Here is a 25,504-nt window from a genome sequence, read left to right on the forward strand (position 1 = left end):
AAAGGTTTTTGCACTGGATTTACAGATCTGTCAATTCATATTTCGCTAGAAAAAGAGGCCAAGAGCCTCCTTTTTCTTATTCACTGAATCTTAAAAAATATCCATCTGGATCCAAAATCGCAAATTCATGGGGATAAATAAAGCTATCTCCCACTCGAAATTCTCTTTTTGTCAGCGGACGATGGATAGGATATTCAGCTTCCAGCAGTTTTTTGTGGAGCTGAGGGACATCCTTGATGCCAAAGGAAATATTGACACCGCGTCCGAAAGGATAAGTCAATTGGGCTAATTCTTCTGTACTGCCTTCTTCTAGCATAAGTTGGCAGTCTTCAAGCGAGAGGAAGAGAAATTTCTCCTCTGGACGCTCGTATTCGACAGAGAATCCCAGCAAGTCGCAGTAGAAGTGGTGTGACTTTTCGATGTCAGATACTACAAATTCAGGAATGACAGCTTGATAGTCCATTAGCGTTCTCCTTAGAGCTCAATCTCCATGACAATTGGTGTATGGTCTTGACGGGCACCGGAGTCAATCATAGCTGATTTGGTCACCTTATCGGCAACTCGGTTAGAAGTGAGCCAGTAGTCAATTCTCCAGCCTGTATTGTTGATTTTAGAAGTCTTGCTACGTTGCGCCCACCAGGTGTATTGCTCTGGAAGATCCCCGTGCAAGTAGCGGAAGGTATCAGTGAACCCTTTGGCTAGCAAGTTGGTGAAGCCTGCCCGTTCTTCATCGGTAAAGCCTGGGGAACGACGGTTGCTGGCTGGATTGGCCAAGTCGATTTCCTTGTGAGCTACGTTGTAGTCTCCAGTTGCCAGAACTGGCTTTTGTTGATCTAGTTCCGCCAAGTAGTCTGCGTATTTGGCATCCCAGATTTGACGTTCTTCCAAACGTTTGAGCCCATCTCCAGCATTCGGAGTATAGACCTGGGTCACAAAGAAGTCATCAAATTCAAGAGTAATAATGCGACCTTCGAGGTCCATGGTAGAAGGAGCACCGATTTCTGGGAAGCTTACTATTGGTGTCAATTCTTTTTTGTAGAGGAACATGGTTCCTGCATATCCTTTACGAGCGGGTTCTACAGAGGACCGCCAAGTGTTTTCATATCCAGGGAAAAGTTCTTCTAAGACCTCTAAGTGTTTTTTCGTTGGTCCTTTGGCAGATAATTTTGTTTCCTGAATGGCAATGATATCCGCATCCTCGGCTACTAAGGTTTGGAGGACGTCTTGCGAGAGCTTCGCGCGCGCAGAGTCACTCGTCAAGGCGGCATTCAATGAGTCAATATTCCATGAGATTAGTTTCATATCGTTTCCTTTACTAACTTTATCGATGCTTCTATTATACCAAAAAATATCAAGTCTCCTGTTTCTTGTGATTTGAGGAAGGATCCGCTTTTGGTAGAAAATTGTTTATATTGTTCATATTGCTAAAAGAATAGTTGCCATGGAGTTCAGAATGGCTATTTTTTTATCCGGTCTAGCGACTCGCGTCTGGATGAAATGTGCTATAATGGAAGTTGAGTTTAAAATAGAAATATTCCTCAGATTTCCTATAAAGTTATCCTATTTTTAGGTTGCCTTGATAGGGGCTGGGGCTGAGAATCCAGATGAAAGGAGAGGTATGGCTCGAAAATCTAAACGTTCAAAAAAAGCGAATGCAAAGGTGAGAAAATTTGATAATCGGTGGATTACTAGACGACTTTATTTGTTATTCAGTCTAGTCTGTACCCTCTTTTTGATTTTAATTGCTCGACTAGGGTATATGCAGATTACTCATCAAGGCTTTTATACACAAAAATTAGCAAAAGCTACCAAAAAACATTTAACAAGAGGAAGTATCCGGGGACAGATTTATGATGTTTCTGGTCAGCCACTAGTGGAGAATGTCGATAAGAAGGTCTTGTCCTTTACACGTAGCAATAAATTTACTGCGGAAGAGATGCGTCAAACAGCACAACTTCTCCTAAATTACGTAAGCGTGTCAAATCCTCAAGTCACCAAGCGTCAAGAAATTGACTTTTATCTCGCAAACACAGAAGTCTACAAAGAAGTAGTGGACAAACTGCCGAAGGAGGAACGCATCGATACGGATGGTAACCCACTTCCAGAATCAAAAATCTACCAGTATGCGGTGGACAGTATTGACCCAGCTAAATTAGGCTATACGGATGAAGAAAAAAAGGCCATCTATCTCTTTAGCCAAATGAATGCAGTCGAAAACTTCGCCAGTGCTACGATTGTGACGGATCCGATGTCCGATGAGCAGGTGACGACAGTCAAAGATCATTTAAAAGAATTTCCAGGATTTGAAGTGATCACGAGTTGGGATCGAAAAGTAGTCGATAGTCCTTTGGCTTCTATTGTCGGTAGTGTGTCGACAGAGCAAGCCGGTCTACCAGCTGAAGAAGCCGATGATTATTTGGAAAAAGGCTACGCCTTAAATGATCGCGTCGGAACTTCTTATTTAGAAAAACAATATGAGTCTGTCCTCCAAGGAGAACGGGTTGAAAAAGAGATCCATTTGGACAAGAATGGCAATGTCGAAAAGATCGAAACCCTCTCAAAAGGAAGCAAGGGAAATAATATCAAGCTTTCGATTGATTTGGATTTCCAAAGAGGAGTGGAAGACATCTTGAAGAAGTCCTTCCAGGCAGAATTAGCTGCTGGCAATGCGACCTACTCAGAAGGAGTCTATGCTGTTGCCTTGGATCCAAAAACGGGTAAAATCCTTGCCATGGCAGGGATGAAGCATGAAGCCGGTTCTCAAGATCTTACTCCTGATGCTTTAGGGACGGTGACCAATGTCTTTGTCCCAGGTTCGGTTGTTAAAGCGGCTACCTTGACAGCAGGATGGGAAAATGGGGTGATTTCTGGGAATCAAGTCTTATTGGATCAACCAATCTCATTTTCTGGTTCAGCTCCAATTACTTCTTGGTTCACCCAGTTTGGAAGCCAAGAAATCAACGCGGTGCAAGCGTTAGAATATTCTTCCAACACCTATATGGTGCAGATTGCTCTTGATTTGATGGGTCAACCCTATCAGCCTAATATGACCTTAAAGACGGATCAATTGGATCCTGCTATGGAGAAACTGCGTTCGACTTTCGCCTCCTATGGTCTGGGAACAGAAACAGGGATTGACCTTCCGAACGAATCGACGGGCTATGTTCCCAAAGAGTATACTATTGGCAATTACCTAACAGACGCTTTTGGTCAGTTTGATAACTATACGCCTATGCAGTTGGCTCAATATGTTGCAACCATTGCTAACGATGGGAAACGTGTAGCTCCACACCTGGTCCAAGGGATCTATGAAAATGACGCCAAGGGAGGCTTGGGCCCTCTGAAAGAAGAGATTGCAACAAAAGAACTCAATCAAGTGGCTCTAACCCCCGAAAATCTAGCCATCATCAAACAAGGTTTTTATCAGGTTGTATACGGAACCAGTGGCTTAACAACTGGTAAAACCATCGGAGAAGGTGCGTCAGTTCCAATCAGTGCGAAGACCGGGACTGCAGAAACATTTGTAAATGGTGGGACCCCTGCTGTAAATACCAATGTCATCGCCTATGCTCCATCTGAAAATCCTCAGATTGCAGTTGCAGTGGTCTTTCCTCACAACACCAATCTCCAAGCGACAGTTAGTCACAGTATTACCAGAGAGATTATCAATCTCTACCAGCAAAAACATCCTATGAATTAGAAAGGAAGCTATGCTCTATCCAACACCTATCGCAAAATTAATTGAAAGTTATTCGAAGCTCCCTGGTATTGGGATCAAGACGGCAACTCGTCTGGCCTTTTATACCATCGGAATGAGTGATGATGATGTCAATGAGTTTGCAAAGAATCTCTTGTCAGCAAAGCGGGAATTAAGCTATTGTTCCATCTGTGGAAACTTAACAGATGAAGAAGAGTGTGCCATTTGTCGAGACGAGACTCGCGACCCATCGACCATCTTAGTAGTGGAAGATAGTCGAGATGTGTCAGCCATGGAAAATATTCAGGAGTACCACGGTCGCTACCATGTCCTTCATGGCTTGATTTCGCCTATGAATGGTGTCGGACCGGATGATATTAACCTCAAGTCCTTGATCACACGATTAATGGATCATGAGGTCCAAGAAGTGATTGTGGCGACCAATGCAACAGCAGATGGGGAAGCAACTTCTATGTATATCTCACGCGTCCTCAAACCAGCTGGTATCAAAGTGACCCGTCTGGCACGTGGATTAGCCGTCGGGGCCGATATCGAGTATGCGGATGAAGTGACCCTTCTTCGGGCTATCGAAAATCGAACCGAGTTATAAGCGGTTACAGAGAGGCTGGGACAAAAGTCCTAGCCTCTCAATTGTTTTTTGATTGTCGAGCAAGACGCAGTTGTTGAGTGGGCTCTTTGTTCGCTTTTTAAGCTCCAAATATGACCTAATGAGGGAAATAAAGTTTCCTTTGTCTGCAACCTTCAACAGTCTCCCAGACTGTTGAAGCTGTGCGGAGGTGGGACGACGAAATCGAATTCTAACGAATGACCGATTTCTGTCCCACTCTCTTTTTGTTTTTTAGGTGTTCTCTCTCGTTTTCTTTCTTTTTAAAGTGTGGTATACTAGAGGGACGAACTCGTATGTGAGGAGTGCTTCTGACAAGTCAATCAGGAAGCACAAAATTAAACAAAGGATTAGGACCAAACAATGGCAAAAGAAAAAATTGTACTTCTTTATGGTGGCCGTAGCGCAGAGCGCGAAGTGTCTGTACTTTCAGCTGAAAGCGTCATGCGGGCGATTAATTATGACAAGTATTCTGTTGAGACCTATTTCATTACTCAGACGGGAGACTTCATCAAGACCCAAACCTTTGAAGAGAAGCCTGCTGAAACAGAACGCTTGATGACCAACGAGACCATTGATTGGGAAGCTAAAGTATCTCCGAGCAGTATCTACCAAGAAGGGGCGGTTGTCTTTCCAGTCCTTCATGGACCGATGGGAGAAGATGGATCGGTTCAAGGTTTCCTAGAAGTCTTGAAACTTCCATATGTGGGATGTGATATCCTTTCTTCTAGTGTGGCGATGGATAAGATTACCACCAAACGGGTCCTAGAATCTGCAGGGATTCCACAAGTTCCTTATGTGGCTGTCCTTGAAGGAGATGACCTAGAAGCTAAGATTGCCTTAATCGAAAAAGAATTAACCTATCCAGTCTTTACTAAGCCTTCTAATATGGGCTCTAGTGTTGGAATTTCAAAAGCAGAGAACCAAGCAGAACTTCGTCAGTCTTTGGAATTGGCTTTTAAATATGATAGCCGTGTTCTGGTTGAGCAAGGTGTCGTAGCGCGCGAAATCGAAGTGGGATTGTTGGGTAACTACGATGTCAAAAGCACCCTCCCTGGTGAGGTGGTCAAAGATGTGGCCTTCTATGACTACGAAGCCAAATACATCGATAATAAGATTACGATGGCGATTCCAGCTGAAATTCCTGCGGAAGTTGCTGCGACTATGCGTCAGAATGCCGAATTGGCCTTCCGTGCCATTGGTGGGAAAGGTCTCTCCCGTTGTGATTTCTTCTACACAGAGGATGGGGGCATCTACTTGAATGAGCTCAATACCATGCCTGGCTTTACCCAATGGTCTATGTATCCCTTGTTGTGGGACAACATGGGCTTGTCCTATCCTGATTTGATTGAGCGTTTGGTTGAGTTGGCAAAAGCAACTTTCGAAAAACGCGAAGCACACTTACTGTAAGAATCTGTTCCTAGCGGGAGTGGGAGATGAAGTCAACTCATAGAGGAGTCGCTTTTCTTCCTGCTCCCCCTTTTTAGAGGAGAATACCATGAATGTAACCTTGCACGAAGTAGCAGGTGTCCTGGCTGCTAGCAATGATATCAGTCAATTTGAAGATGTAACTCTTGCCAAGCCTGAATTCGATAGCCGTTTGATTGGGCCTGGAGATCTTTTTGTCCCTCTTAAGGGGGTGCGTGATGGCCATGATTTCATCGAGACGGCCTTTGAAAATGGGGCTGTAGCGACCTTGTCTGAAAAAGAAGTAGAAGGCCACCCATATTTGTTGGTAGATGATGTTCTAGCGGCCTTTCAAAAATTAGCCCAATATGTTTTGGAGAAAAGTCAAGTAGATGTCTTGGCGGTCACCGGTTCAAACGGTAAGACAACGACCAAAGATATGTTGGCTCAATTGCTGTCAACTACCTACAAAACCTATAAAACACAAGGGAACTACAATAACGAAATTGGCCTCCCTTATACGGTTCTCCATATGCCAGAAGGGACAGAGAAGCTTGTCCTTGAAATGGGGCAGGACCATCTGGGAGATATCCATCTTCTCTCAGAAATTGCGCATCCTAAGGCAGCGATCGTGACCCTTATTGGGGAAGCTCATCTTGAGTTTTTCAAAGACCGCAAAGAAATCGCTAAAGGGAAATTGCAAATTGCGGATGGGATGCCAGCTGGTGGCTTGCTTCTAGTGCCGGCCGATCCTATTGTCGAGGATTTTTTACCGAGTCAACAAGAGCTTGTGCGCTTTGGTGAAGGAGCAGATATCAGTATTACCAAGTTGGAGGAACGCAAGGACAGCCTAACCTTTGAAGCGAATTTCTTATCAGATGCTATTGACTTACCTGTCACAGGCAAATACAATGCGACCAATGCCATGATTGCGGCCTATGTTGCCTTGAAAGAAGGAGTCAGTGAAGAGGCCATCCGTGCAAGCTTTAAAGGCTTAGAGCTTACTAAGAACCGTACAGAATGGAAGAAGGCAAGTAACGGAGCGGATATCCTATCCGATGTCTACAATGCCAATCCGACGGCCATGCGCCTGATTTTAGAAACCTTCTCGACCATTCCTGCCAATCCAAATGGCCGCAAGCTAGCGGTCTTAGCGGATATGAAAGAACTAGGGGAGCAATCTATTGATCTGCACAACCAAATGATTCTCAGCCTGTCACCGGATGTCTTGGATACCGTTATTTTCTACGGTCAAGATATTGCGGGACTGGCTCAATTAGCGAGTCAGATGTTCCCACTCGGACATGTCTATTATTTCAAAAAGACCGCTGAGAAAGACCAGTTTGAGGACCTGGTCAAACAAGTCAAGGAAAGCTTAAAAGAGCAGGACCAAATCCTCATCAAGGGAAGCAATTCTATGAATTTAGCCAAATTGGTAGAGGAGTTGGAGAATGGCGAGTAATAATGTGCTAAAGAACATTCAGCGCTTGATTTCAATCACTAATACAGGCTTAGCGTTCTCAAAAGATCCATTTGATCAAGAGCGCTATCAGGATATTCGTGCCATTTTACAGGATCTTGTGAGAGAAGCGACTGATTTGAATCCACAAGAATTATCGGATTTGTTTCGCCCGACAGACCATTACGACACTCCCTTGATTGATGTTAGGGCATGGATTGTCAAAGATGGAAAACTTTGTCTGGTGAAAGGTCAGGGAGAAGAGACCTGGGCCTTGCCGGGTGGCTTTGGTGAGGTTGGCTATTCTCCGACGGAAAACATTTTAAAGGAAATCCAAGAAGAAACGGGCTATTCTGCGCGTGTAATCAGATTGTTGGCAGTATTTGATACCAATCGCTACCAATTGCAAAGTCGCCAATATGTGAAATTGGTATTTGAATGTGAATTATTAGATGGAAATTTTGAAAAGAACCAGGAAATTTCCGACCTTGCCTTTTTTGAGAGAGAAAAAATACCTGCTCTTTCTACCAAGCGCAATACAGAAGAACAATTGAACTTCCTTTGGGTGGTCTATGATGGGAAACGAGATTTGTATTGTGATTAAAAACGATCTATAAATTAAAGGAATATGAAAATGACACTTTGGGATTTATTGTTTACAAACCAAAAATCAGCCCCGCCTGGGTTTGGTCTCTGGTATTTCATTCTGCCGGCCTCTTTGTTGGTGGTTGGTTACTTTTCCATCAGATATGCGCAGTCCAAAAGCTACCAACGCTTTTGGTATTGGGCACAGTTGATCCAAGTACTGACCATCAATGCTTGGTATATTCTCGCCCACATGCCTTTGACGGATAATTTGCCTTTTTATCATTGCCGCTTGGCCATGTTGGTGATTCTCTTTGCCCCTAAAGGGACCTATATCAAGCAATATTTTGCTCTCTTGGGAGTTTTGGGATCGATAGCGGCCTTGGTGTATCCAGCCTTTGATCCCTTCCCATTCCCTCATATCACCGTTCTGAATCTCATTTTCAGTCACTGGGCCTTGCTTGCCAATAGTTTGATTTACCTACAGGATCATTATCAATCTGAAAAGCAAGACAGTTTGAGAATTGTCAAGATCACCTTTGGCATGAATGCCTTGATTTTCTTGGTTAACCTATTGACGAAAGGGGATTATGGCTTCTTACGGCGTCCACCAATCATTGGGGACCATGGTGCTCTCCTGAACTACCTTTTGGTTAGCTTGGTGATGGTAGCTGGAATTTTCTTGGTCAACCAGCGTTATAAGTACAAATACAAGATGGTTGAAGAGACGGTCGTTTCACGTTCAGAATAGAAAATTGATGAGCTGAGGTTAGGAAATCATGCCACTTTGGGATTTATTTTTCACCAGTCAACCAACGGCCCCTCCTCAATTGGGAGCTTGGTACTTTTTGTTGCCGACCTCATTGATGGTGGTAGGCTATCTGTCTATTCGATTTGCTTCTTCCAAAGGCTATCAAAACTTTTGGTATTGGGGGCAATTGATTCAGTTGCTGATAATCAACTCTTGGTATATTGCAGCACACTTACCTTTTTCAGAGAGCCTGCCCTTCTATCATAGTCGTATGGCTATGTGGATAATTCTTTTGGCTCCCAAGGGAAGCTTCAAGCAATATTTTGCTCTTGTTGGTGTCTTTGGGTCCATCATGGCCTTGGTTCATCCCGTCTTTTATCCCTATCCCTTTCCTCATGTATCCTCGATCAACAATGTTTTTGGCCACTGGGCCCTCTTGGCCAATTGTTTGATCTATCTGGTCCAATTCTACCAAGTAGAAGAAGGAGACGCTTGGAAAATCTGTCAGATGACCTTTGGTGTCAACGCTATTATTCAGCTTGCTAATCTCGTAACGTGTGGAAATTACGGCTTTATGCGTCGTCCTCCTGTAATTGGCGATCATGGGCTCGTGCTCAATTACTTGATCGTGACTATCCTGATGACAGGAACCCTCATCCTGATCAATCATCTTATTAAGTCCAGTAAGAAAAGAAAAAGAACATCTGAATCCGTTTAATAAGGAGACCTTATGCATCATTTTTTTACAACTGAATCCACTGTACCACCTGTTATACCGCTCCTTTGGTATGGAGTCATGGTTCTTTTAATCGTAATGGCAGTATGGGCTTCATTACGTTACTACCAAAATGAACAATTTCGGAAGATCTTTCGAAACCTACAAATATTTCAATTGATCTGTCTCTATATCTGGTATTTTGCTTTTCAGCTTCCCTGGTCCAATAGTTTACCCTTGTACCATTGTCGGTTGGCTATGTTTGCTGTTTTGCTGTTGCCAGACCGATGGAAGAGCAAGCAGTTCTTTGCCTTGATGGGAGTGAGTGGAGCGATCTTTGCCTTGGGCTATCCAGTCTTTGATCCCTACACCTTCCCTCATATTACGAGCTTTTCTTTCCTCCTCGGGCATTACTGTCTTTTGGTTAATTCTTTGATTTATCTCTTGAGATGCTATGATTCGAGCCTCTTAAAAAATCGAGAGATTGTTCTCTATACTTTCGTTTTGGATCTATTTCTAGTCGGCGTCAACCAAGTCACTGGAGGGAATTATGGACTCATGGCCCGGCCACCGATTATCAAAGGGGACAGCCTCTTGGTGAATTACGTCGTGGTCTCTAGCATCTTAGCAGCAGCCTTGCTTCTCTTTAATGTATTTTTCAGTCGTAAGCCTGCAAGAGAAAGAGTTATTCGATAAAAAGAAAAAGGAGGGTGGGACCATCAGTCTCAGCCTTCTTTTAGTTAATAGGAGTTTGAAATGAAGAGGTTTTTACTAGTCATTGGTATATTGTGTGCCTTTTTTTGTACGGTTAGTCCGGCTCAGGCAGATGATGAAGTTCGCTATTCGATAGAATCCTATGTGGGACACCTCCACTTGCAGGAAGATAGCCAGGCGACATTTACGCAAGAGATTACCTACATTTTTTCAACAGGCTATAATGGGCAGTATGTAACTTTAGGGAGTGTAGATCCCCTTCCCAAAGGATTTAAAATCCATGAAAATCCTCAAGTGGAAGCTTATGTGGATGGGGAAAAACGAGAGATCCGTGTAGAAGAATCGGATCTCGGAAATGGACGTCTATTAAAAATCTACAATTCGAGGATTGTTGGCGGCAAAGTTACCATCAAGGTTGTATGGAAGATTGATCATATTCTAGAACTGTATTCCGATATCGCCGAGCTCAATTGGTTCCCTATTTCAGATGGGGATGAGGACGTCGCGAAATTAGATTTTTATGTGGATGGCTTGGATGCCAAGCAGGGAGACTTGTATGCTCATACCGGTTATTTTAATCCACCAGCCCAGATTGAACGGACTGAGACTGGCTATCACATTCAGTTATGGAACTTCCCAAAGAATGGAAAATTGGAGCTCCACGCATACTGGCCCATGACAGAAGCTCTACGTCGAGGCCAATCTAATGAGATTAAAAAGGAAAAGGGAAAGGATAAATTTCTTAAAAAAGAAAAATCCATTCAACAAAAAACAGTCATCTACAAGACACTGTTTCTCAGAGTCATTCCAATTGTATCGATTCTTTTATTTGTTCTAGCTTTCATTCCATGGATCCGCTATATGATCAGTACCAGAACTCGTCGGATTGCAAAAGGAGTACGATTATACGAACCTCCACAGAATTTGCCACCCTTTGTCCTAGCCAAGGCCTTGTATCAACTTGATTTTGAACAGATGGTCATATATAGAGAGAAAGGTCAACTAAAATTTAATCATCTCATCCAGGCAACCATGTTAGATCTCATCGATCGAGGAAATCTTCGTTTGACGAGAGATGAAAGTGGAGGGACCTTGACCTGTCTTCACCATGAAGGCTTGGCTGATTTTGAATTGAAGTTTATTGAAATGATCTTTGATCAAGAAACTGAAATCAGGATCAGTGAGGTGTTCTCGAAATATAAAATTAATCAAGCAACCCTAAAAAAGGATTTTCGAGCTGCTAAAACAGACACACAAAGAGATCGTATTCGAAAGGTCGGAAGTGACGTTCAATCACTTTTAAAAAGGGATGCCCAGCAATTGTCAAAAGGTGTTGAAAAGGAAATTACGAAATTAGGTTTGCCCTCTTATTTTAGAGACTTATCTGAAAAAGAAGAAGCTTTTTCAAAAACAGGCTGTGCCTTACATTTTTGGATCTTACTGATCTTGTTTGTGAGCATGTGTTTCTTATCTTTTGGACTTGGTTCATACCTATCTTCCTTCTATTTTTGGACTATTTTATGTTTGATTTTGTTATTCATTCCATTTTATATTGTTATGAAACTTCGTGAAGATCATCTACAATCCTTAGAGAACTTGGATTCACAATTTGAATGGATGGCCTTTCGAAATATGATTGAAAGTATTCCAAATTTCAATCAAGCAGAACTTGAGAGTGTTGTCCTATGGAATCGTATCTTAGTCTATGCGACCTTGTATGGCCAAGCTAAAAAAGTGAGTCAGGTACTCCAAAATCATCAGATTTTCGTGCCATATGAAGACTGGGACACTGTTCTTTGGCTAACTTCTTCTCCAAATACCTATTTAGATGGCTCTACCTTAATGAGCTATGCAGATGATTCCTATAGTGTTTCAAGCTTCTCTATTAACTCCTCAGATGGCAGTGGTGGCTTTGACGGCGGTGGATTTTCTGATGGCGGTGGTGGTGGAGGGTTTGGAGCCTTCTAATAGCCCTTGTGATTGAATGAAGTCTGGGATGTAGAACCATTGTAGTTCTCCCTCAGGCTTTTTAATTTATAAATACACTGATGATTGAAAAAAGGCTCTATTTCCGCTATAATAGGTTAGTTAAGGTAAAAGGAGAGAACCAATGTAGAAGGATCCTACTTACTAAAAAATATGCTTTTAAAAAATAACTGAGGATGAAAGAATGACAATCACTGACGAAATTAAAAAACGCCGTACCTTTGCCATTATCTCTCACCCGGACGCGGGGAAGACAACCATTACTGAGCAGTTGCTCTACTTTGGAGGAGAGATTCGGGAAGCAGGTACCGTAAAAGGAAAGAAAACAGGGACTTTTGCAAAATCTGACTGGATGGATATCGAGAAACAACGTGGGATTTCGGTAACTTCATCTGTGATGCAGTTTGACTACGACGGCAAACGAGTAAATATCCTAGACACTCCAGGGCACGAAGACTTCTCAGAAGATACTTATCGGACCCTGATGGCGGTGGATGCTGCGGTCATGGTAGTGGACTCTGCCAAGGGTATTGAGGCCCAAACTAAGAAATTGTTTGAGGTTGTCAAACACCGTGGGATTCCAGTCTTCACTTTTATGAATAAACTGGACCGTGACGGTCGTGAACCACTAGATCTCTTACAAGAATTGGAAGAAGTATTGGGCATCGCTAGTTACCCAATGAACTGGCCAATCGGGATGGGGAAAGCCTTTGAAGGACTCTATGACCTCTATAACCAACGCTTGGAACTCTATAAAGGTGATGAACGTTTTGCCAGCCTAGAGGATGGCGATAAACTTTTTGCTAGCAATCCATTCTATGAACAAGTAAAAGATGATATTGAGCTTTTGAATGAAGCAGGAAATGAATTTTCAGAAGAAGCTATCCTTTCAGGTGAATTAACTCCAGTCTTCTTTGGTTCGGCTCTTACTAACTTTGGTGTGCAGACTTTCTTGGAAACCTTCCTCAAGTTTGCTCCAGAGCCACACGGCCACAAGAAGACAGATGGAGAAATTGTCGATCCTTATGACAAGGATTTCTCAGGATTTGTCTTTAAAATCCAAGCCAATATGGACCCTCGTCACCGCGACCGGATTGCTTTTGTTCGGATCGTATCTGGTGAATTTGAGAGGGGGATGAGTGTCAATCTGCCTCGTACTGGTAAGGGTGCGAAGCTATCTAATGTCACCCAGTTTATGGCGGAAAGCCGTGAGAATGTCACCAATGCCGTAGCAGGAGACATCATCGGGGTCTACGATACCGGTACGTATCAGGTCGGGGATACGCTAACAGTTGGGAAGAATAAGTTTGAATTTGAACCACTGCCAACCTTTACTCCTGAAATCTTCATGAAGGTATCTGCCAAGAATGTCATGAAGCAAAAGTCCTTCCATAAGGGAATCGAGCAATTGGTACAAGAAGGAGCCATCCAGCTCTATACCAACTACCAAACGGGTGAATACATGTTGGGTGCTGTCGGGCAACTCCAGTTTGAAGTCTTTAAGCACCGGATGGAAAATGAATACAATGCCGAAGTGGTGATGAGCCCAATGGGTAAAAAGACGGTTCGCTGGATCAAACCAGAAGATCTAGATGAACGCATGTCTTCAAGCCGAAACATCCTGGCCAAAGACCGCTTTGACCAGCCTGTTTTCCTCTTTGAAAACGACTTTGCTCTCCGTTGGTTTGCAGACAAGTACCCAGATGTTGAACTAGAGGAAAAGATGTAACTCAGTACCAACAATTGGAACTAAAGTTCCTAATTGTTGAACGCTAGTCGCTATTTTGCGAACTAGCTAACTGCCTCACTAACTACGTTTGGCAAATGGAATCGATTTGCCAAACTTCGTGTCGTAGTGTAAAAATTGCTTTACCTAAACGCTTCACTAGGAAAAGTCCACGAATGGTATCGATTCGTAAAACTTTACGTCGTAACAGTCCGATGGGAAGGTTATCCTAATTGCCTCACTAACTACTTTTGGCGAATAAAATATATAAATTGAAAAACCAGCTCATTTGAGCTGGTTTTAGGATGAAGACAAACTTCCATTTTACATAAAAAATCAAGTGATTTTTCAATAAATAAAAATAATTCCATATTTTTATAGTCATTAAAGCCAGTACTGAAACTTTCCGCTGTGAGAAAAATGCTTGAAACAATGTTGTTTCAAGCACTCGGGAGTTTTGAAACCTTAGGTTCAAAACTAAGTCATGGAACTTCGTAGAAGTTCGCTGACGTCCGTACTCACTTAAGGAAAGTTTCTAAGAATATTTTTTCTTTAATAAAAAACCAGCTCAAGTGAGCTGGCTTTTTATTGTTCTGTAATGAGGAGTCTTCCCAAAAATTCTTGTAAGATAAAGAAGACAATTAGGCTGGCAATGGTCTCGCCTAAGAAGGACGAGCTATTCACAATCAGTGAGTACAGGTAGGCACTTTGGCCAGCTGGAGCATAGCTTCCCCAGAAGATGACACCTGCAATATAGTGAATTGTGTAACGTGCGAACCCTCCTAAGATGACTCCGACTGTGATATAAGTAAGCGTCTGTAGTCGTTTCTTTTCTCGGATAGCATTGTCAAGAGCAGGTTTGACAGTTCCACTCAGTCCAATAAGACTAAAGGCTACAAAGTACTCTAAGAAACCTTGGATTGGAGTCAACCAACCACCAGCTGCTTCCCCTGTTACGACTTGTAACAAACCCCAGATGAAGCCTCCCATGGCACCAGCCTTCACACCCCAGCGGAAACTGAGGAGAAAGATGGGAACCATCTTAAAAGATAGAGAAATCCAAGGACCTAAGGACATCGGTTGAGTAACCAAATCCAAAATATAAGCTATGGTCGCTAAAAGAGCAACCTCAATCATTGGTCGAACTGTAGTTTTCGACATAAAAAAACCTCCTATACCAATCGTTTTGATTGGCTCATTTGTTGCCACACCAAAACGACGTCATAGAAGTTCTCTATTTCATTCTGTTTTGAGACACATCCCTACGCAGGTCTTAACCTGATCAGGTGGTAAGAGTTTAGGTCAGTAACGAACACTTTTGGTATTCCATCTAACCAATCTCAGCAGCTGCTCCTCTTGTGACTCTTTCATTATACTATCTAAAAAACGTTCCCGCAACTTTTTAACTCGCAAAAAATATGGTATAGTTATTAAGATAGAAAATGCACAAATTGTGGAGGAAATAATCATGGGTATTTTTGCAGGTTTGATGGGCAATGCTTCTCAAAAAGACGTCGATAAGGTTGAAAAAGATTTAGGGGATATCCTAGTTCCAGGTGAGCAGGTAACTCTGGCTTTTAGTTTGATTCGTGACTTGATTGTCTTTACTGAGTACCGTCTGATTTTGGTGGACAAGCAAGGAATGACAGGGAAGAAAACATCTTATAAATCCCTTCCTTATCGTTCTATTTCGCGTTTTTCAGTAGAAACATCTGGTCATTTTGATTTGGATGCTGAATTAAAAATTTGGGTTTCATCAGCTGTAGAACCATCAGAAACACTTCAATTTAAGAGCGACAATAGTGTCATCGAAATCCAGCAGGCCTTGGCAGCAGCTGTATTGCGTTGATAAAAAATAAATTTAAACAGTCTTCATCTAGCGATTTAGGACAATCGGATAGGAGCACTGGCAGATAAGGTAAAGAGGGAGCAAAATGTTCGTTGAAAAAAAGTTAGGAGATGGCCGGAGTTGGATTAATATTGATTCTGACTTGATTGCGGAAACCTCCCAGTTGTACCAAAAGTATGGTATTGATCAAGAAACCATTGAATATGCATTGGATAAAAACGAACGTGCCCACATGGATTACAACCGTGAGAATGGGACCGTGACTTTTATCTATAATGTCTTGGACATGGAAAAGGAAAAGGAATATTATGAAACCATTCCGATGACCTTCATTGTCCAGGGACCACGTCTTGTGACTATTAGTAACCGAGACAACGCCTATATTATTGCACAAATGGAACGCTATGTCGATAATCACGAGAGTTTATCGACCTTTAAGCTTTTATTTGCAGGGCTTGAGATGATTAGTAATGCTTATTATCCGATTATTGAGCGTCTAGATAAGCACAAGGATGAAATCACTCGTCTCTTACGAAAAACAACAACTAGTAAGAACCTGTATGCTCTTTCTGACGTGGAAACAGGTATGGTCTATCTGGCATCCGCTGCCAAGCAAAATCGCATGCTCTTGGAACATATCAAGGCTCACCTAATCTACCGCCAATTTGATGATGTCGAAAAAGAACAGTTTGATGATGCCATGATCGAGGCCAGACAGTTGGTCTATATGACGGAGTTGAACTGTCAAGTCTTGCAACAGTTGTCTAGCTCCTACAATAACATCCTAAACAACAACCTGAATGACAATTTGACAACTTTGACTATCTTGGAAGCTCTGTTAGCAGTCTTAGCAGTTGTCACTGGTTTCTTTGGAATGAACGTTCCATTGCCGTTTACTGACGATCCTAATGCATGGCTGTATATCTCCATAGCAAGCTTTGTACTCTGGATCATCTTGTCTCGTATTTTGCGCTGGATTGCCCATAAACGATAAAAAAGAGAGGTAGGGAAGAAATTCCTTACCTCTTTCGTATCTTGGCTATTTCAGAAAATTCTTCATTTTTAACTCTGCCTCCCCTAAGAAGAAGAGGCAGTTTTGATACAAGTGATCGACTGTACATAATCTTCTTGGAAATAGTAGGAGTAGATTTAAAAGTACTGAGTGGATTATAAACAATTTATAATTGGATTGAATCGTTGAATCAGTTAAATGAATGAAGCATTTTAATCATTCTGAAATATCCTAAATACTAAATTCATTATACATACTTTTATTTTAAAAATCAAGAAAACAATCCCAAAATAAAAGTGGATTTTTTGTGAGAAAAAACTTTTAGAAAGCCTATTATAACGCTGTTTTTGTGATAGGATTCAAAGCGAAGAAGAGATTTCGCACCCTTTTATATTATTGCAAATTTAAAAAGAAATAAAAAAGGGTTATACTAATGAAAGGTGAAAAAAACTTTTTTTGAAAGGGGTTACACAATAAAAAGCTTTTAACTTGTTTCGTTTTACTATCTTTTAACCCAGGTCTGTGGTATACTAGATAGGTTGCAAAGAAAGCAGTACTTTTCTTTCGTGGAAAAGAAGCAACACGATCTTTCATAAAAGTTATGAAAGTACGTCATGACAAGAAAAGTATAAACTAAGCGCTATAGGATGGCTTCGCACCATCTTTAGAAAGAAGAATAACGTGAAATTTAATGAATTTAATCTTTCTGCTGATTTGTTAGCAGAAATTGAAAAAGCAGGATTTGTAGAAGCAAGTCCTATCCAAGAGCAAACCATTCCATTGGCTCTTGAAGGTAAAGATGTTATCGGTCAAGCACAGACTGGTACAGGGAAAACAGCAGCCTTTGGCTTGCCAACCCTTGAAAAAATTCGTACAGAAGAAGCAACTATCCAAGCTTTGGTCATCGCCCCAACTCGTGAACTGGCTGTTCAAAGCCAGGAAGAACTATTCCGCTTTGGTCGTAGTAAGGGTGTGAAAGTCCGTTCAGTATACGGTGGTTCAAGTATTGAAAAACAAATCAAGGCACTTAAATCAGGTGCTCACATCGTTGTAGGAACACCGGGACGTTTACTTGACTTGATCAAACGCAAGGCCTTGAAATTACAAGATATTGAGACTCTCATCCTTGATGAAGCAGACGAAATGCTCAACATGGGATTCCTGGAAGACATCGAAGCAATCATCTCACGTGTCCCAGAAAATCGTCAGACTCTACTCTTTTCAGCAACCATGCCTGATGCCATCAAACGGATCGGTGTTCAATTCATGAAAGAACCTGAGCATGTCAAGATTGCTGCCAAAGAATTAACAACAGAACTGGTAGACCAGTACTATATCCGTGTTAAGGAACAAGAAAAATTTGACACCATGACACGTCTGATGGATGTTGATCAACCTGAATTGTCAATCGTTTTTGGTCGTACCAAACGCCGTGTAGACGAGTTAACTCGTGGATTGAAGATCCGTGGTTTCCGTGCAGAAGGGATTCATGGAGATTTGGACCAAAATAAACGCCTTCGTGTCCTTCGTGATTTTAAAAATGGAAACCTCGATGTCCTTGTTGCAACAGACGTTGCTGCTCGTGGTTTGGATATCTCAGGCGTGACCCATGTCTACAACTATGATATTCCTCAAGACCCTGAGAGTTATGTTCACCGGATTGGTCGTACAGGGCGTGCAGGTAAGTCAGGTCAGTCAATTACCTTCGTTTCACCTAATGAAATGGGTTATCTCCAAATCATTGAGAACTTGACTAAAAAACGCATGAAAGGTCTCAAGCCAGCAAGTGCAGAAGAAGCCTTTCAAGCTAAGAAGCAGGTCGCTCTTAAGAAAATTGAACGTGATTTTGCTAATGAAGAGATTCGTAGAAACTTTGAGAAGTTTGGCAAGGACGCTCGTCAATTGGCCTCAGAATTCAGTCCTGAAGAATTGGCTATGTATATCCTTAGCTTAACAGTTCAGGATCCAGATAGTCTGCCTGAAGTGGAGATTGCGCGTGAAAAGCCGTTACCATTTAAACCATCTGGTGGTGGATTTGGCGGAAAAGGCAAGTCTGGTCGCGGTGGCCGTCGTGGGGATGACCGTCGAGATCGTGATCGCCGTGGCAATGGTCGTCGTGATGACCATCGTAAAGGTGGACGCTCAAAGGATCGATTTGATAAAGAGAAGCGTTACCGCAAGGATCATAAAAAACCTCGCAATACTTCAAGTGAGAAGAAAACAGGCTTTGTGATTCGGAACAAAGGGGATAAATAAAAAATACAAGGGTAAACACATGTTTACCCTTGTATATTTATAAGGAGACCGAAATTCGTAAACAAAACGTTTGCTATCATCTTGTGACAGCGCTATCAATTCTGTTAACATATTAAGAATACAACTTTTATTTAGCCCTGTCAACAGGTTTGCTAAAAAAAATCTACTTTTTTTTAAAAAAAGAACAAAAAAATGATCATTACACAAAAACGATCAACAAAATAAGTGGTTAATATAGAAAAATTAGAGTAAAATGTTTGTTTCTTATTGAAATTGTTTACTTTTATAGTATAATGAAAGCATAATCAGGAAAGTAGGACATCATATGAAAGAGAGTAGACATGTAGCAATCTTACAAGAGTTGGATAAAAATGAAGTGGTCTCTGTTAAGGACCTAAGCGATCTCTTAGGTGTTACTGATATGACAATTCGACGCGATTTGATAGACTTAGAGGAGCAAGACCTATTGGTTCGTGTTCATGGAGGGGCCCATCGAAAAATCAAAGATAGTCTGACAGAAGTTTCCCATACAGAAAAGAACATGTTGAACGTGGAAGAGAAAAGGGAGATTGCTCAAAAATGTGCGGCTTTGATTGATGAAGGCGATACAATTTTTATTGGAGCAGGGACTACTACAGATTTTATTGGCGATTATCTTGATGGGAAACATGTTAGTATTGTCACCAATTCCTTGCCTATTTTTGAAAAATTAAAAGACCAGCCCAATTGTGACATCATTTTAGTTGGCGGACGCTATAGGGTCAAGACACAGACCTTTGTAGGACAGTTTGCCAATAAGCTCTTAAAGGAAATAAAAGTTTCGAAAGCCTTTATCGGGGTAAATGGGATTGATGGTCATACAGCAATGACCGCAAACGAAGAGGAAGGAAATGGCAATAAAATTATTCTCAACAATGCCATTGAAAAGTATGTAGTCGCAGATAACAGTAAGTTTGATAGCTATTCTTTCTATGCCTTTTACCGTTTAGATGATTTAAATGCAGTGATTACAGATCATTCAATCTCTAAAAAGGTGCGTGAGAAATACAATTCTTATACAAAAATTTTGTAAAGATTCGTACAGAAACAGCTAAAAGACCAGAATTTAAGCATGTTCTGGTCTTTTTCTTTCTCTCTCATATAGCATAAACTACAAACAAATTTATAAAAAATAAACAAAAAAGAACAAAAAATTACATATTGTAATTGACAGCGCATTCATATAGTGATATACTTATCGTGTAAATTAAAAAAGGTAAAAAGTGGAAGGGGTGAAAAGATGGGATTAAATCAACTGTTTAATCGAGAATTAGTCTTTTGCCTAGATGTTGCGGATCAAGAAGAATTGTTTGACCAGATTGCAACTTTATTGGAAGAACGTCAGATTGTGACAGATTCTTATCGAGCTGCATTGAAAGAAAGAGAAAAATCGTTCCCTACTGGTTTAGATATGGAATTTCTAGGGAAGGATTTGCCGAATGTGGCCATTCCTCATACGGATATCATCCATAACCTGACAGAGAATATTGTAGTCGTTCGATTAAAAAATCCGGTAACCTTCCACAATATGATCGCGCCTGATAAGGAAGTAGAAGTTTCGCTTTTATTCTTCATCATTAACAATTCTAGTTCCAGCCAAACAAACATTTTGGCTCATTTGATGGATTTCTTTACGACAAACGGAAATCTTGAAAACATGTCGAAATTGGAAAATGAAGAAGACTTATATCGCTATATCACAGAAGTGATTGCTTAATAGTAACAACAAAAAATATTTATAATGGAGGTCATTCAAATGATTAAAATTTTAGCTGCCTGTGGTGCAGGGGTTAACTCAAGCCACCAAATTAAAAGCGCTCTAGAAGAAGAGCTTTCAAACCGTGGATATGATGTACAATGTGATGCGGTAATGGTAAAAGATGTCAATGAAGACTTGATTAGAGGCTATGATATCTTCACGCCAATCGCTGCAACAGATCTAGGCTTTGAGCCTGGTATTCCAGTAGTTGAAGCTGGTCCGATCTTGTTCCGTATTCCAGCTATGAGCGCTCCGGTATATGACAATATCGAAGCAGCGATCAAAGAACACGGTTTAAGCTAATTTGTTCATCTTTTCTTTGTAAGCAGTTCCTGTTTTTGGGATTGCTGACATTCTTAATTTTGTAAAATATAAAAATATAAATCGGGAGGATTTATTATGAATGGCATTATCGATTTTGCCAATAAGTTTTTCAAACCCATTCTAGATATGGGTGCACCGATCATCATGTTGATCGTCTTGACTTTATTGGCTCTCTTGTTTGGAGTGAAATTCTCCAAAGCGCTTGAAGGTGGTATTAAACTTGCCATCGCCCTTACTGGTATCGGTGCAATCATCGGTATGTTGAATGGAGCTTTCTCAGCGTCTCTTGCAAAATTCGTTGAGAACACTGGTATTCAATTGAATATCACAGACGTTGGATGGGCACCACTTGCTACCATCACTTGGGGTCTGCCTGGACACTTTACTTCTTGCTAGTTATGTTGGTTGTCAACGTTGTCATGCTTGCAATGAAGAAAACAGACACACTTGATGTCGATATCTTCGATATCTGGCATTTGTCTATCACAGGTCTTTTGATTAAATGGTATGCGGATAAAAATGGAGTGAGCGCGGGAGTTTCCCTCTTCGTTGCAACTCTAGCAGTAGTCCTCGTAGGGATTATGAAGATCATCAACTCAGACTTGATGAAACCAACATTTGATGACTTGTTGAATGCACCTAGCTCTTCACCAATGACATCAACTCACATGAACTACATGATGAACCCAATCATCATGGTTTTGGATAAAATCTTTGACAAATTCTTCCCAGGTCTTGATAAATACGACTTCGACGCAGCTAAATTGAATAAGAAGATCGGTTTCTGGGGATCTAAATTCTTCATCGGTTTCCTTCTTGGTATCATTATCGGTATCATGGGAACTCCACATCCAGTTGCTGGAGTTGAAGATGCATCTTCATGGGAACTTGTTATTAAAGGTTGGATCAGCCTTGGTTTGACTGCCGGTGTCTGCTTGGAGCTCTTCTCACTTATCGGTTCATGGTTTATCGCGGCCGTAGAACCATTGTCACAAGGTATTACAAACGTTGCTACTAAACGTCTTCAAGGACGTAAATTCAATATCGGTTTGGACTGGCCATTTATCGCTGGTCGTGCTGAAATCTGGGCTTGTGCCAACGTACTTGCACCAATCATGTTGATCGAAGCAGTACTTCTTTCTAAAGTCGGAAATGGTATCTTGCCTCTTGCAGGAATCATCGCTATGGGTGTGACTCCAGCCTTGTTGGTTGTGACACGTGGTAAATTGATCCGTATGATCGTCTTTGGAACTCTCTTGTTACCACTCTTCCTTCTTTCAGGAACTCTTATTGCACCATTCGCTACTGAATTGGCGAAAAGTGTAAATGCCTTCCCAGATGGAGTTAACAAAGCTCAGTTGATCACTCACTCAACTCTTGAAGGACCTGTTGAAAAATTGCTCGGTTGGACAATCGGTAACGCAACAACTGGTGATATCAAATTGATCCTTGGTGTAGTTGTCTTCTTAGCCTTCTACGTTGGAATCTTTGCATGGTACAGAAAACAAATGATCAAACGTAACGAAGCATATGCAGCAAATGCAAAATAATTCGCTCCTAAATATGTAACTTGATAAAACTAGGGTATCAATTTCCAGATATGGAGGGATAGCCTAGTTTTTTCTCTAAAATAACATGGTAAGGAGAGAAGGATGAGGATAGCTTTAAAAAATAATGACCTGGAAGTTTGTTTCAAGGAGTTAGGTGGTGAGCTGACCTCTATCAAGGATCAGGATGGTACCGAATATCTTTGGCAGGGTGATGCTCAGTATTGGAGTGGCCAAGCCCCAGTGCTCTTTCCCATCTGTGGGTCAGTTCGAAATGATATGACCCTGTATCGTCCTCAGGGCGTTGGGAAGATTCCCCGCCACGGTCTAGTTCGCAAGAAAAACTTCGAGCTAATAGAGCAAACAGATGATCGGGTAACCTTTGGGATAGAGGATACGGAAGAAACCTATCAGCAATATCCCTATCATTTCAGATTAGAAATTTCCTATCGATTAATTGGAAAAAAAGTGTCAGTAACCTATCGGGTTCACCATCTTGGTGAAGAAGGCGTCATGCCGTTTTTCGTTGGCGGCCATCCAGGATTTAATTGTCCTTTAATGTCGGACGAAGGTTTTGAAGATTACTACCTGGAATTTGAACAAGAAGAAACCTGTAGTATTCCAAAATCCTATCCGGAGACAGGCTTGTTAAATGTCTTTGATCGGACGCCTTTCTTACAGCAAGAAAAAATCTTGAATCTCAATTACGATCTCTTCCAAAAGGATGCCATTACCTTGGATTGTTTACAATCAAGAAGGGTGACACTCCGTTCTAGAAAGCATGAAAAGGGGATAAGTGTTCATTTTCCAGATTTTTCAAACTTGATTATCTGGACAACACCAAATAAAGGACCATTTATCGCTATAGAGCCATGGTCTGGTTTATCTACTTCGCTTGAAGAGAGTGATTATTTGGAATATAAAAAGCAAGTTCGTCTCTTGCCAGCAGGTCAAACAGCTGAACTTGGTTTTGAAATTGAAATCTTATAGGAAACAATGACAGTGTAGAATGCAGAAGTTAGATCAAAGCCTTTGTATTTAATCGGAAAACATTTATAAAAGGAGTATGATATGTCAGTTATTATTGGTGCGGATGCTGCAGGTATCCGCTTAAAAGAAGTAGTCAAAGAGTATTTGGAAGCAGAAGGTTTCCAAGTGGTGGACGTGACAGAAGAAGGGCAAGACTTCGTTGATGTGACCTTAGCTGTTGCAAAAGAAGTGAAACAAGCAGAAGACAATCTTGGGATTGTCATTGACGCTTATGGAGCAGGTCCTTTCATGGTCGCAACTAAAATTAAAGGAATGGTTGCGGCAGAAGTTTCAGATGAGCGTTCAGCTTATATGACTCGTGGTCATAACAATTCTCGCATGATCACCATGGGTGCTCAAATCGTGGGGGACCAATTGGCGAAAAATATTGCCAAGGGATTTGTCAACGGTAAGTATGACGGTGGTCGTCACCAAATCCGTGTGGATATGCTCAACAAGATGTGCTAAAGGGAGGAGTAAAAGAATGAAAATTGCAATTGGATGTGACCATATTGTCACGAATGAAAAAATGGCTGTTTCAGAATTTTTGAAATCAAAAGGCTATGAGGTCCTTGATTTCGGAACCTATGACCACGCGCGCACCCACTACCCAATTTTTGGGAAAAAAGTCGGAGAAGCAGTCGCTAGTGGCCAAGCAGACCTTGGAGTCTGTATCTGTGGGACTGGCGTTGGGATTAACAACGCGGTTAACAAGGTCCCTGGAATCCGTTCAGCCTTGGTCCGCGATATGACAACTGCACTTTATGCCAAAGAAGAACTCAATGCCAACGTCATTGGTTTCGGTGGGAAAATAACTGGTGAGTTGCTCATGTGCGATATCATTGAAGCCTTTATCCATGCGGAATACAAACCAAGTGAAGAAAACAAGAAATTGATTGCCAAGATTCAACATTTGGAAACCCATAATGATCACCAAGAGGATGCAGACTTCTTTACAGAATTCCTTGAAAAATGGGATCGTGGTGAATACCACGACTAAGAGGTGAGTCTATGATTTTAACGGTAACCATGAACCCTTCAATCGACATTTCCTATCCGTTAGAAACCTTACACTTGGATACGGTCAATCGAGTTGACAAGGTAAGCAAAACCGCAGGAGGGAAGGGTCTCAATGTCACACGGGTCCTTGCAGAGATTGGAGATCCTGTCTCGGCAACTGGTCTGATTGGTGGTTCAACAGGCCAATTTATCTTGGACCATCTGGATCAGGAAATCGGCAAAGAATTCTTTGAAATTCAAGGGGAGACCCGGAATTGTATTGCGATCCTTCACGAAGGACAACAAACTGAAATCCTGGAAAAAGGTCCGTCTGTTTCTGAAGAAGAAGGGCAAGCCTTTCTTGATCACTATGAAGCCTTGCTTCCAGATGTAGCAGTCGTTGCTATCTCAGGTAGTTTACCAGCTGGCTTGCCACTTGATTATTATTCTCAATTGGTCGAGCGCGCTAAGAAGGCAGGAAAACCAGTCGTTCTGGACTGCTCAGGCGCTTCCCTAGAAAAAGCACTAGTAGCTCCCGTTAAACCAACAGTGATTAAACCCAATAATGAAGAGTTGTCTCAACTCTTAGGCTACGAAGTGACTACGGATTTAGATCAATTAAAAGAGGTCCTTCAATCTGACTTATTTAAAGGAATCGAATGGGTCATCGTCTCCCTAGGAGCTGACGGTGCCTTTGCCAAACATGGAGACAGCTTCTATAAAGTGGATATTCCAAAAATTGAAGTGGTTAATCCAGTGGGATCTGGTGATTCGACAGTTGCTGGGATTGCCTCAGCTCTCTATCATCAGGAAGACGACCAAGCACTTTTAACCAAAGCCAATGTCCTTGGCATGTTGAATGCTCAAGAAGCAACGACAGGCCATATCAATATTCATCGCTACGATGATTTGTATCAACAGATAAATGTAAAAGAGGTATAAGATGGTATTAACAGAACAAAAACGCAACTATTTAGAAAAATTGAGCACCAAAGAGGGTGTGATCTCAGCCTTGGCCTTTGACC

23 protein-coding genes, 1 pseudogene and 1 riboswitch are annotated in these 25,504 nt (G+C 41.6%); of the genes and pseudogenes, 21 read left to right on the top strand and 3 right to left on the bottom strand.

Features of this window, described 5'->3' with window-relative positions; genetic code table 11:
• Positions 1–76: 76 nt before the first annotated feature.
• Positions 77–463 (bottom strand): bleomycin resistance protein, encoded by a 387-nt coding sequence (locus LXO72_RS09025; RefSeq protein ID WP_233332237.1) that lies wholly within the window; start codon positions 461–463, stop codon positions 77–79.
• 11 nt (positions 464–474) lie between these two features.
• A complete protein-coding gene (locus LXO72_RS09030; protein ID WP_233332238.1) occupies positions 475–1,302 on the bottom strand; it encodes an exodeoxyribonuclease III in 828 nt (275 codons plus the stop codon).
• A 316-nt stretch (positions 1,303–1,618) separates the two neighbouring features.
• On the opposite strand from LXO72_RS09030, the gene pbp2b reads away from it, so the two are divergent.
• The 10 genes from pbp2b (at position 1,619) to LXO72_RS09080 (ending at position 13,668) form a co-directional block, all read left to right on the top strand.
• Positions 1,619–3,700, top strand: coding sequence for a penicillin-binding protein PBP2B (gene pbp2b, locus LXO72_RS09035; protein ID WP_233332239.1), 2,082 nt, complete (start codon positions 1,619–1,621; stop codon positions 3,698–3,700).
• Between the two features lie 10 nt (positions 3,701–3,710).
• Positions 3,711–4,307 carry a recombination mediator RecR gene (recR, locus tag LXO72_RS09040; protein ID WP_006596694.1) on the top strand — a complete coding sequence of 199 codons (597 nt, stop codon included), beginning with the start codon at positions 3,711–3,713 and terminating at the stop codon, positions 4,305–4,307.
• A gap of 378 nt (positions 4,308–4,685) precedes the next feature.
• Positions 4,686–5,732 (top strand): D-alanine--D-alanine ligase, encoded by a 1,047-nt coding sequence (locus LXO72_RS09045; RefSeq protein WP_123160059.1) that lies wholly within the window; start codon positions 4,686–4,688, stop codon positions 5,730–5,732.
• A gap of 88 nt (positions 5,733–5,820) precedes the next feature.
• The gene (locus LXO72_RS09050) at positions 5,821–7,191 is read left to right on the top strand and encodes a UDP-N-acetylmuramoyl-tripeptide--D-alanyl-D-alanine ligase (RefSeq protein WP_233332240.1); all 1,371 of its coding nucleotides are present in this window, start codon (positions 5,821–5,823) and stop codon (positions 7,189–7,191) included.
• Positions 7,181–7,792, top strand: a complete 612-nt coding sequence (locus LXO72_RS09055) for an NUDIX hydrolase (RefSeq protein ID WP_233332242.1) — start codon at positions 7,181–7,183, stop codon at positions 7,790–7,792. The genes LXO72_RS09050 and LXO72_RS09055 overlap by 11 nt, the downstream gene beginning before the upstream one ends.
• Before the next feature lie 30 nt (positions 7,793–7,822).
• Positions 7,823–8,524 carry a YwaF family protein gene (locus tag LXO72_RS09060; RefSeq protein WP_233332244.1) on the top strand — a complete coding sequence of 234 codons (702 nt, stop codon included), beginning with the start codon at positions 7,823–7,825 and terminating at the stop codon, positions 8,522–8,524.
• A gap of 28 nt (positions 8,525–8,552) precedes the next feature.
• Positions 8,553–9,242 (top strand): YwaF family protein, encoded by a 690-nt coding sequence (locus LXO72_RS09065; protein WP_155168907.1) that lies wholly within the window; start codon positions 8,553–8,555, stop codon positions 9,240–9,242.
• Positions 9,243–9,254: 12 nt separating this feature from the next.
• Positions 9,255–9,935 carry a YwaF family protein gene (locus LXO72_RS09070; protein WP_023022633.1) on the top strand — a complete coding sequence of 227 codons (681 nt, stop codon included), beginning with the start codon at positions 9,255–9,257 and terminating at the stop codon, positions 9,933–9,935.
• A gap of 60 nt (positions 9,936–9,995) precedes the next feature.
• Positions 9,996–11,921, top strand: coding sequence for a DUF2207 domain-containing protein (locus tag LXO72_RS09075; RefSeq protein WP_233332246.1), 1,926 nt, complete (start codon positions 9,996–9,998; stop codon positions 11,919–11,921).
• 202 nt (positions 11,922–12,123) lie between these two features.
• On the top strand, positions 12,124–13,668 hold the full coding sequence (locus tag LXO72_RS09080) for a peptide chain release factor 3 (protein WP_233332248.1): 1,545 nt from the start codon (positions 12,124–12,126) through the stop codon (positions 13,666–13,668).
• Between the two features lie 582 nt (positions 13,669–14,250).
• Here the strand turns inward: LXO72_RS09080 and thiT are convergent.
• The gene (thiT, locus tag LXO72_RS09085) at positions 14,251–14,826 is read right to left on the bottom strand and encodes an energy-coupled thiamine transporter ThiT (protein WP_233332256.1); all 576 of its coding nucleotides are present in this window, start codon (positions 14,824–14,826) and stop codon (positions 14,251–14,253) included.
• An 81-nt stretch (positions 14,827–14,907) separates the two neighbouring features.
• A riboswitch (TPP riboswitch) is annotated at positions 14,908–15,032 on the bottom strand.
• Positions 15,033–15,133: 101 nt separating this feature from the next.
• Between thiT and LXO72_RS09090 the strand changes: the two genes are divergently transcribed.
• The 11 genes and pseudogenes from LXO72_RS09090 (at position 15,134) to LXO72_RS09140 (ending at position 25,421) form a co-directional block, all read left to right on the top strand.
• The gene (locus LXO72_RS09090; RefSeq protein ID WP_006596927.1) at positions 15,134–15,514 is read left to right on the top strand and encodes a PH domain-containing protein; all 381 of its coding nucleotides are present in this window, start codon (positions 15,134–15,136) and stop codon (positions 15,512–15,514) included.
• 85 nt (positions 15,515–15,599) lie between these two features.
• Positions 15,600–16,508, top strand: a complete 909-nt coding sequence (locus LXO72_RS09095) for a magnesium transporter CorA family protein (RefSeq protein WP_117745012.1) — start codon at positions 15,600–15,602, stop codon at positions 16,506–16,508.
• Positions 16,509–17,207: 699 nt separating this feature from the next.
• On the top strand, positions 17,208–18,782 hold the full coding sequence (locus LXO72_RS09100; RefSeq protein WP_233332258.1) for a DEAD/DEAH box helicase: 1,575 nt from the start codon (positions 17,208–17,210) through the stop codon (positions 18,780–18,782).
• Positions 18,783–19,107: 325 nt separating this feature from the next.
• On the top strand, positions 19,108–19,854 hold the full coding sequence (locus LXO72_RS09105) for a DeoR/GlpR family DNA-binding transcription regulator (protein WP_023022646.1): 747 nt from the start codon (positions 19,108–19,110) through the stop codon (positions 19,852–19,854).
• 207 nt (positions 19,855–20,061) lie between these two features.
• Positions 20,062–20,538, top strand: coding sequence for a PTS sugar transporter subunit IIA (locus LXO72_RS09110; protein WP_023022648.1), 477 nt, complete (start codon positions 20,062–20,064; stop codon positions 20,536–20,538).
• Between the two features lie 39 nt (positions 20,539–20,577).
• A complete protein-coding gene (locus tag LXO72_RS09115) occupies positions 20,578–20,883 on the top strand; it encodes a PTS sugar transporter subunit IIB (protein ID WP_023022650.1) in 306 nt (101 codons plus the stop codon).
• Positions 20,884–20,979: 96 nt separating this feature from the next.
• Positions 20,980–22,454: pseudogene (locus tag LXO72_RS09120) on the top strand (PTS transporter subunit IIC).
• 102 nt (positions 22,455–22,556) lie between these two features.
• A complete protein-coding gene (locus tag LXO72_RS09125; protein WP_233332260.1) occupies positions 22,557–23,441 on the top strand; it encodes an aldose 1-epimerase family protein in 885 nt (294 codons plus the stop codon).
• Positions 23,442–23,522: 81 nt separating this feature from the next.
• A complete protein-coding gene (lacA, locus tag LXO72_RS09130) occupies positions 23,523–23,948 on the top strand; it encodes a galactose-6-phosphate isomerase subunit LacA (RefSeq protein ID WP_023026584.1) in 426 nt (141 codons plus the stop codon).
• A 16-nt stretch (positions 23,949–23,964) separates the two neighbouring features.
• The gene (gene lacB / locus LXO72_RS09135; RefSeq protein WP_023022658.1) at positions 23,965–24,480 is read left to right on the top strand and encodes a galactose-6-phosphate isomerase subunit LacB; all 516 of its coding nucleotides are present in this window, start codon (positions 23,965–23,967) and stop codon (positions 24,478–24,480) included.
• Positions 24,481–24,491: 11 nt separating this feature from the next.
• Positions 24,492–25,421: a tagatose-6-phosphate kinase gene (locus LXO72_RS09140; RefSeq protein WP_233332262.1), complete on the top strand. Its 930-nt coding sequence runs from the start codon at positions 24,492–24,494 to the stop codon at positions 25,419–25,421.
• The last annotated feature ends 83 nt before the right edge of the window (positions 25,422–25,504 follow it).

Source organism: Streptococcus sp. XMC (assembly GCF_021341835.1).
In the GTDB taxonomy this organism is placed as follows: domain Bacteria; phylum Bacillota; class Bacilli; order Lactobacillales; family Streptococcaceae; genus Streptococcus.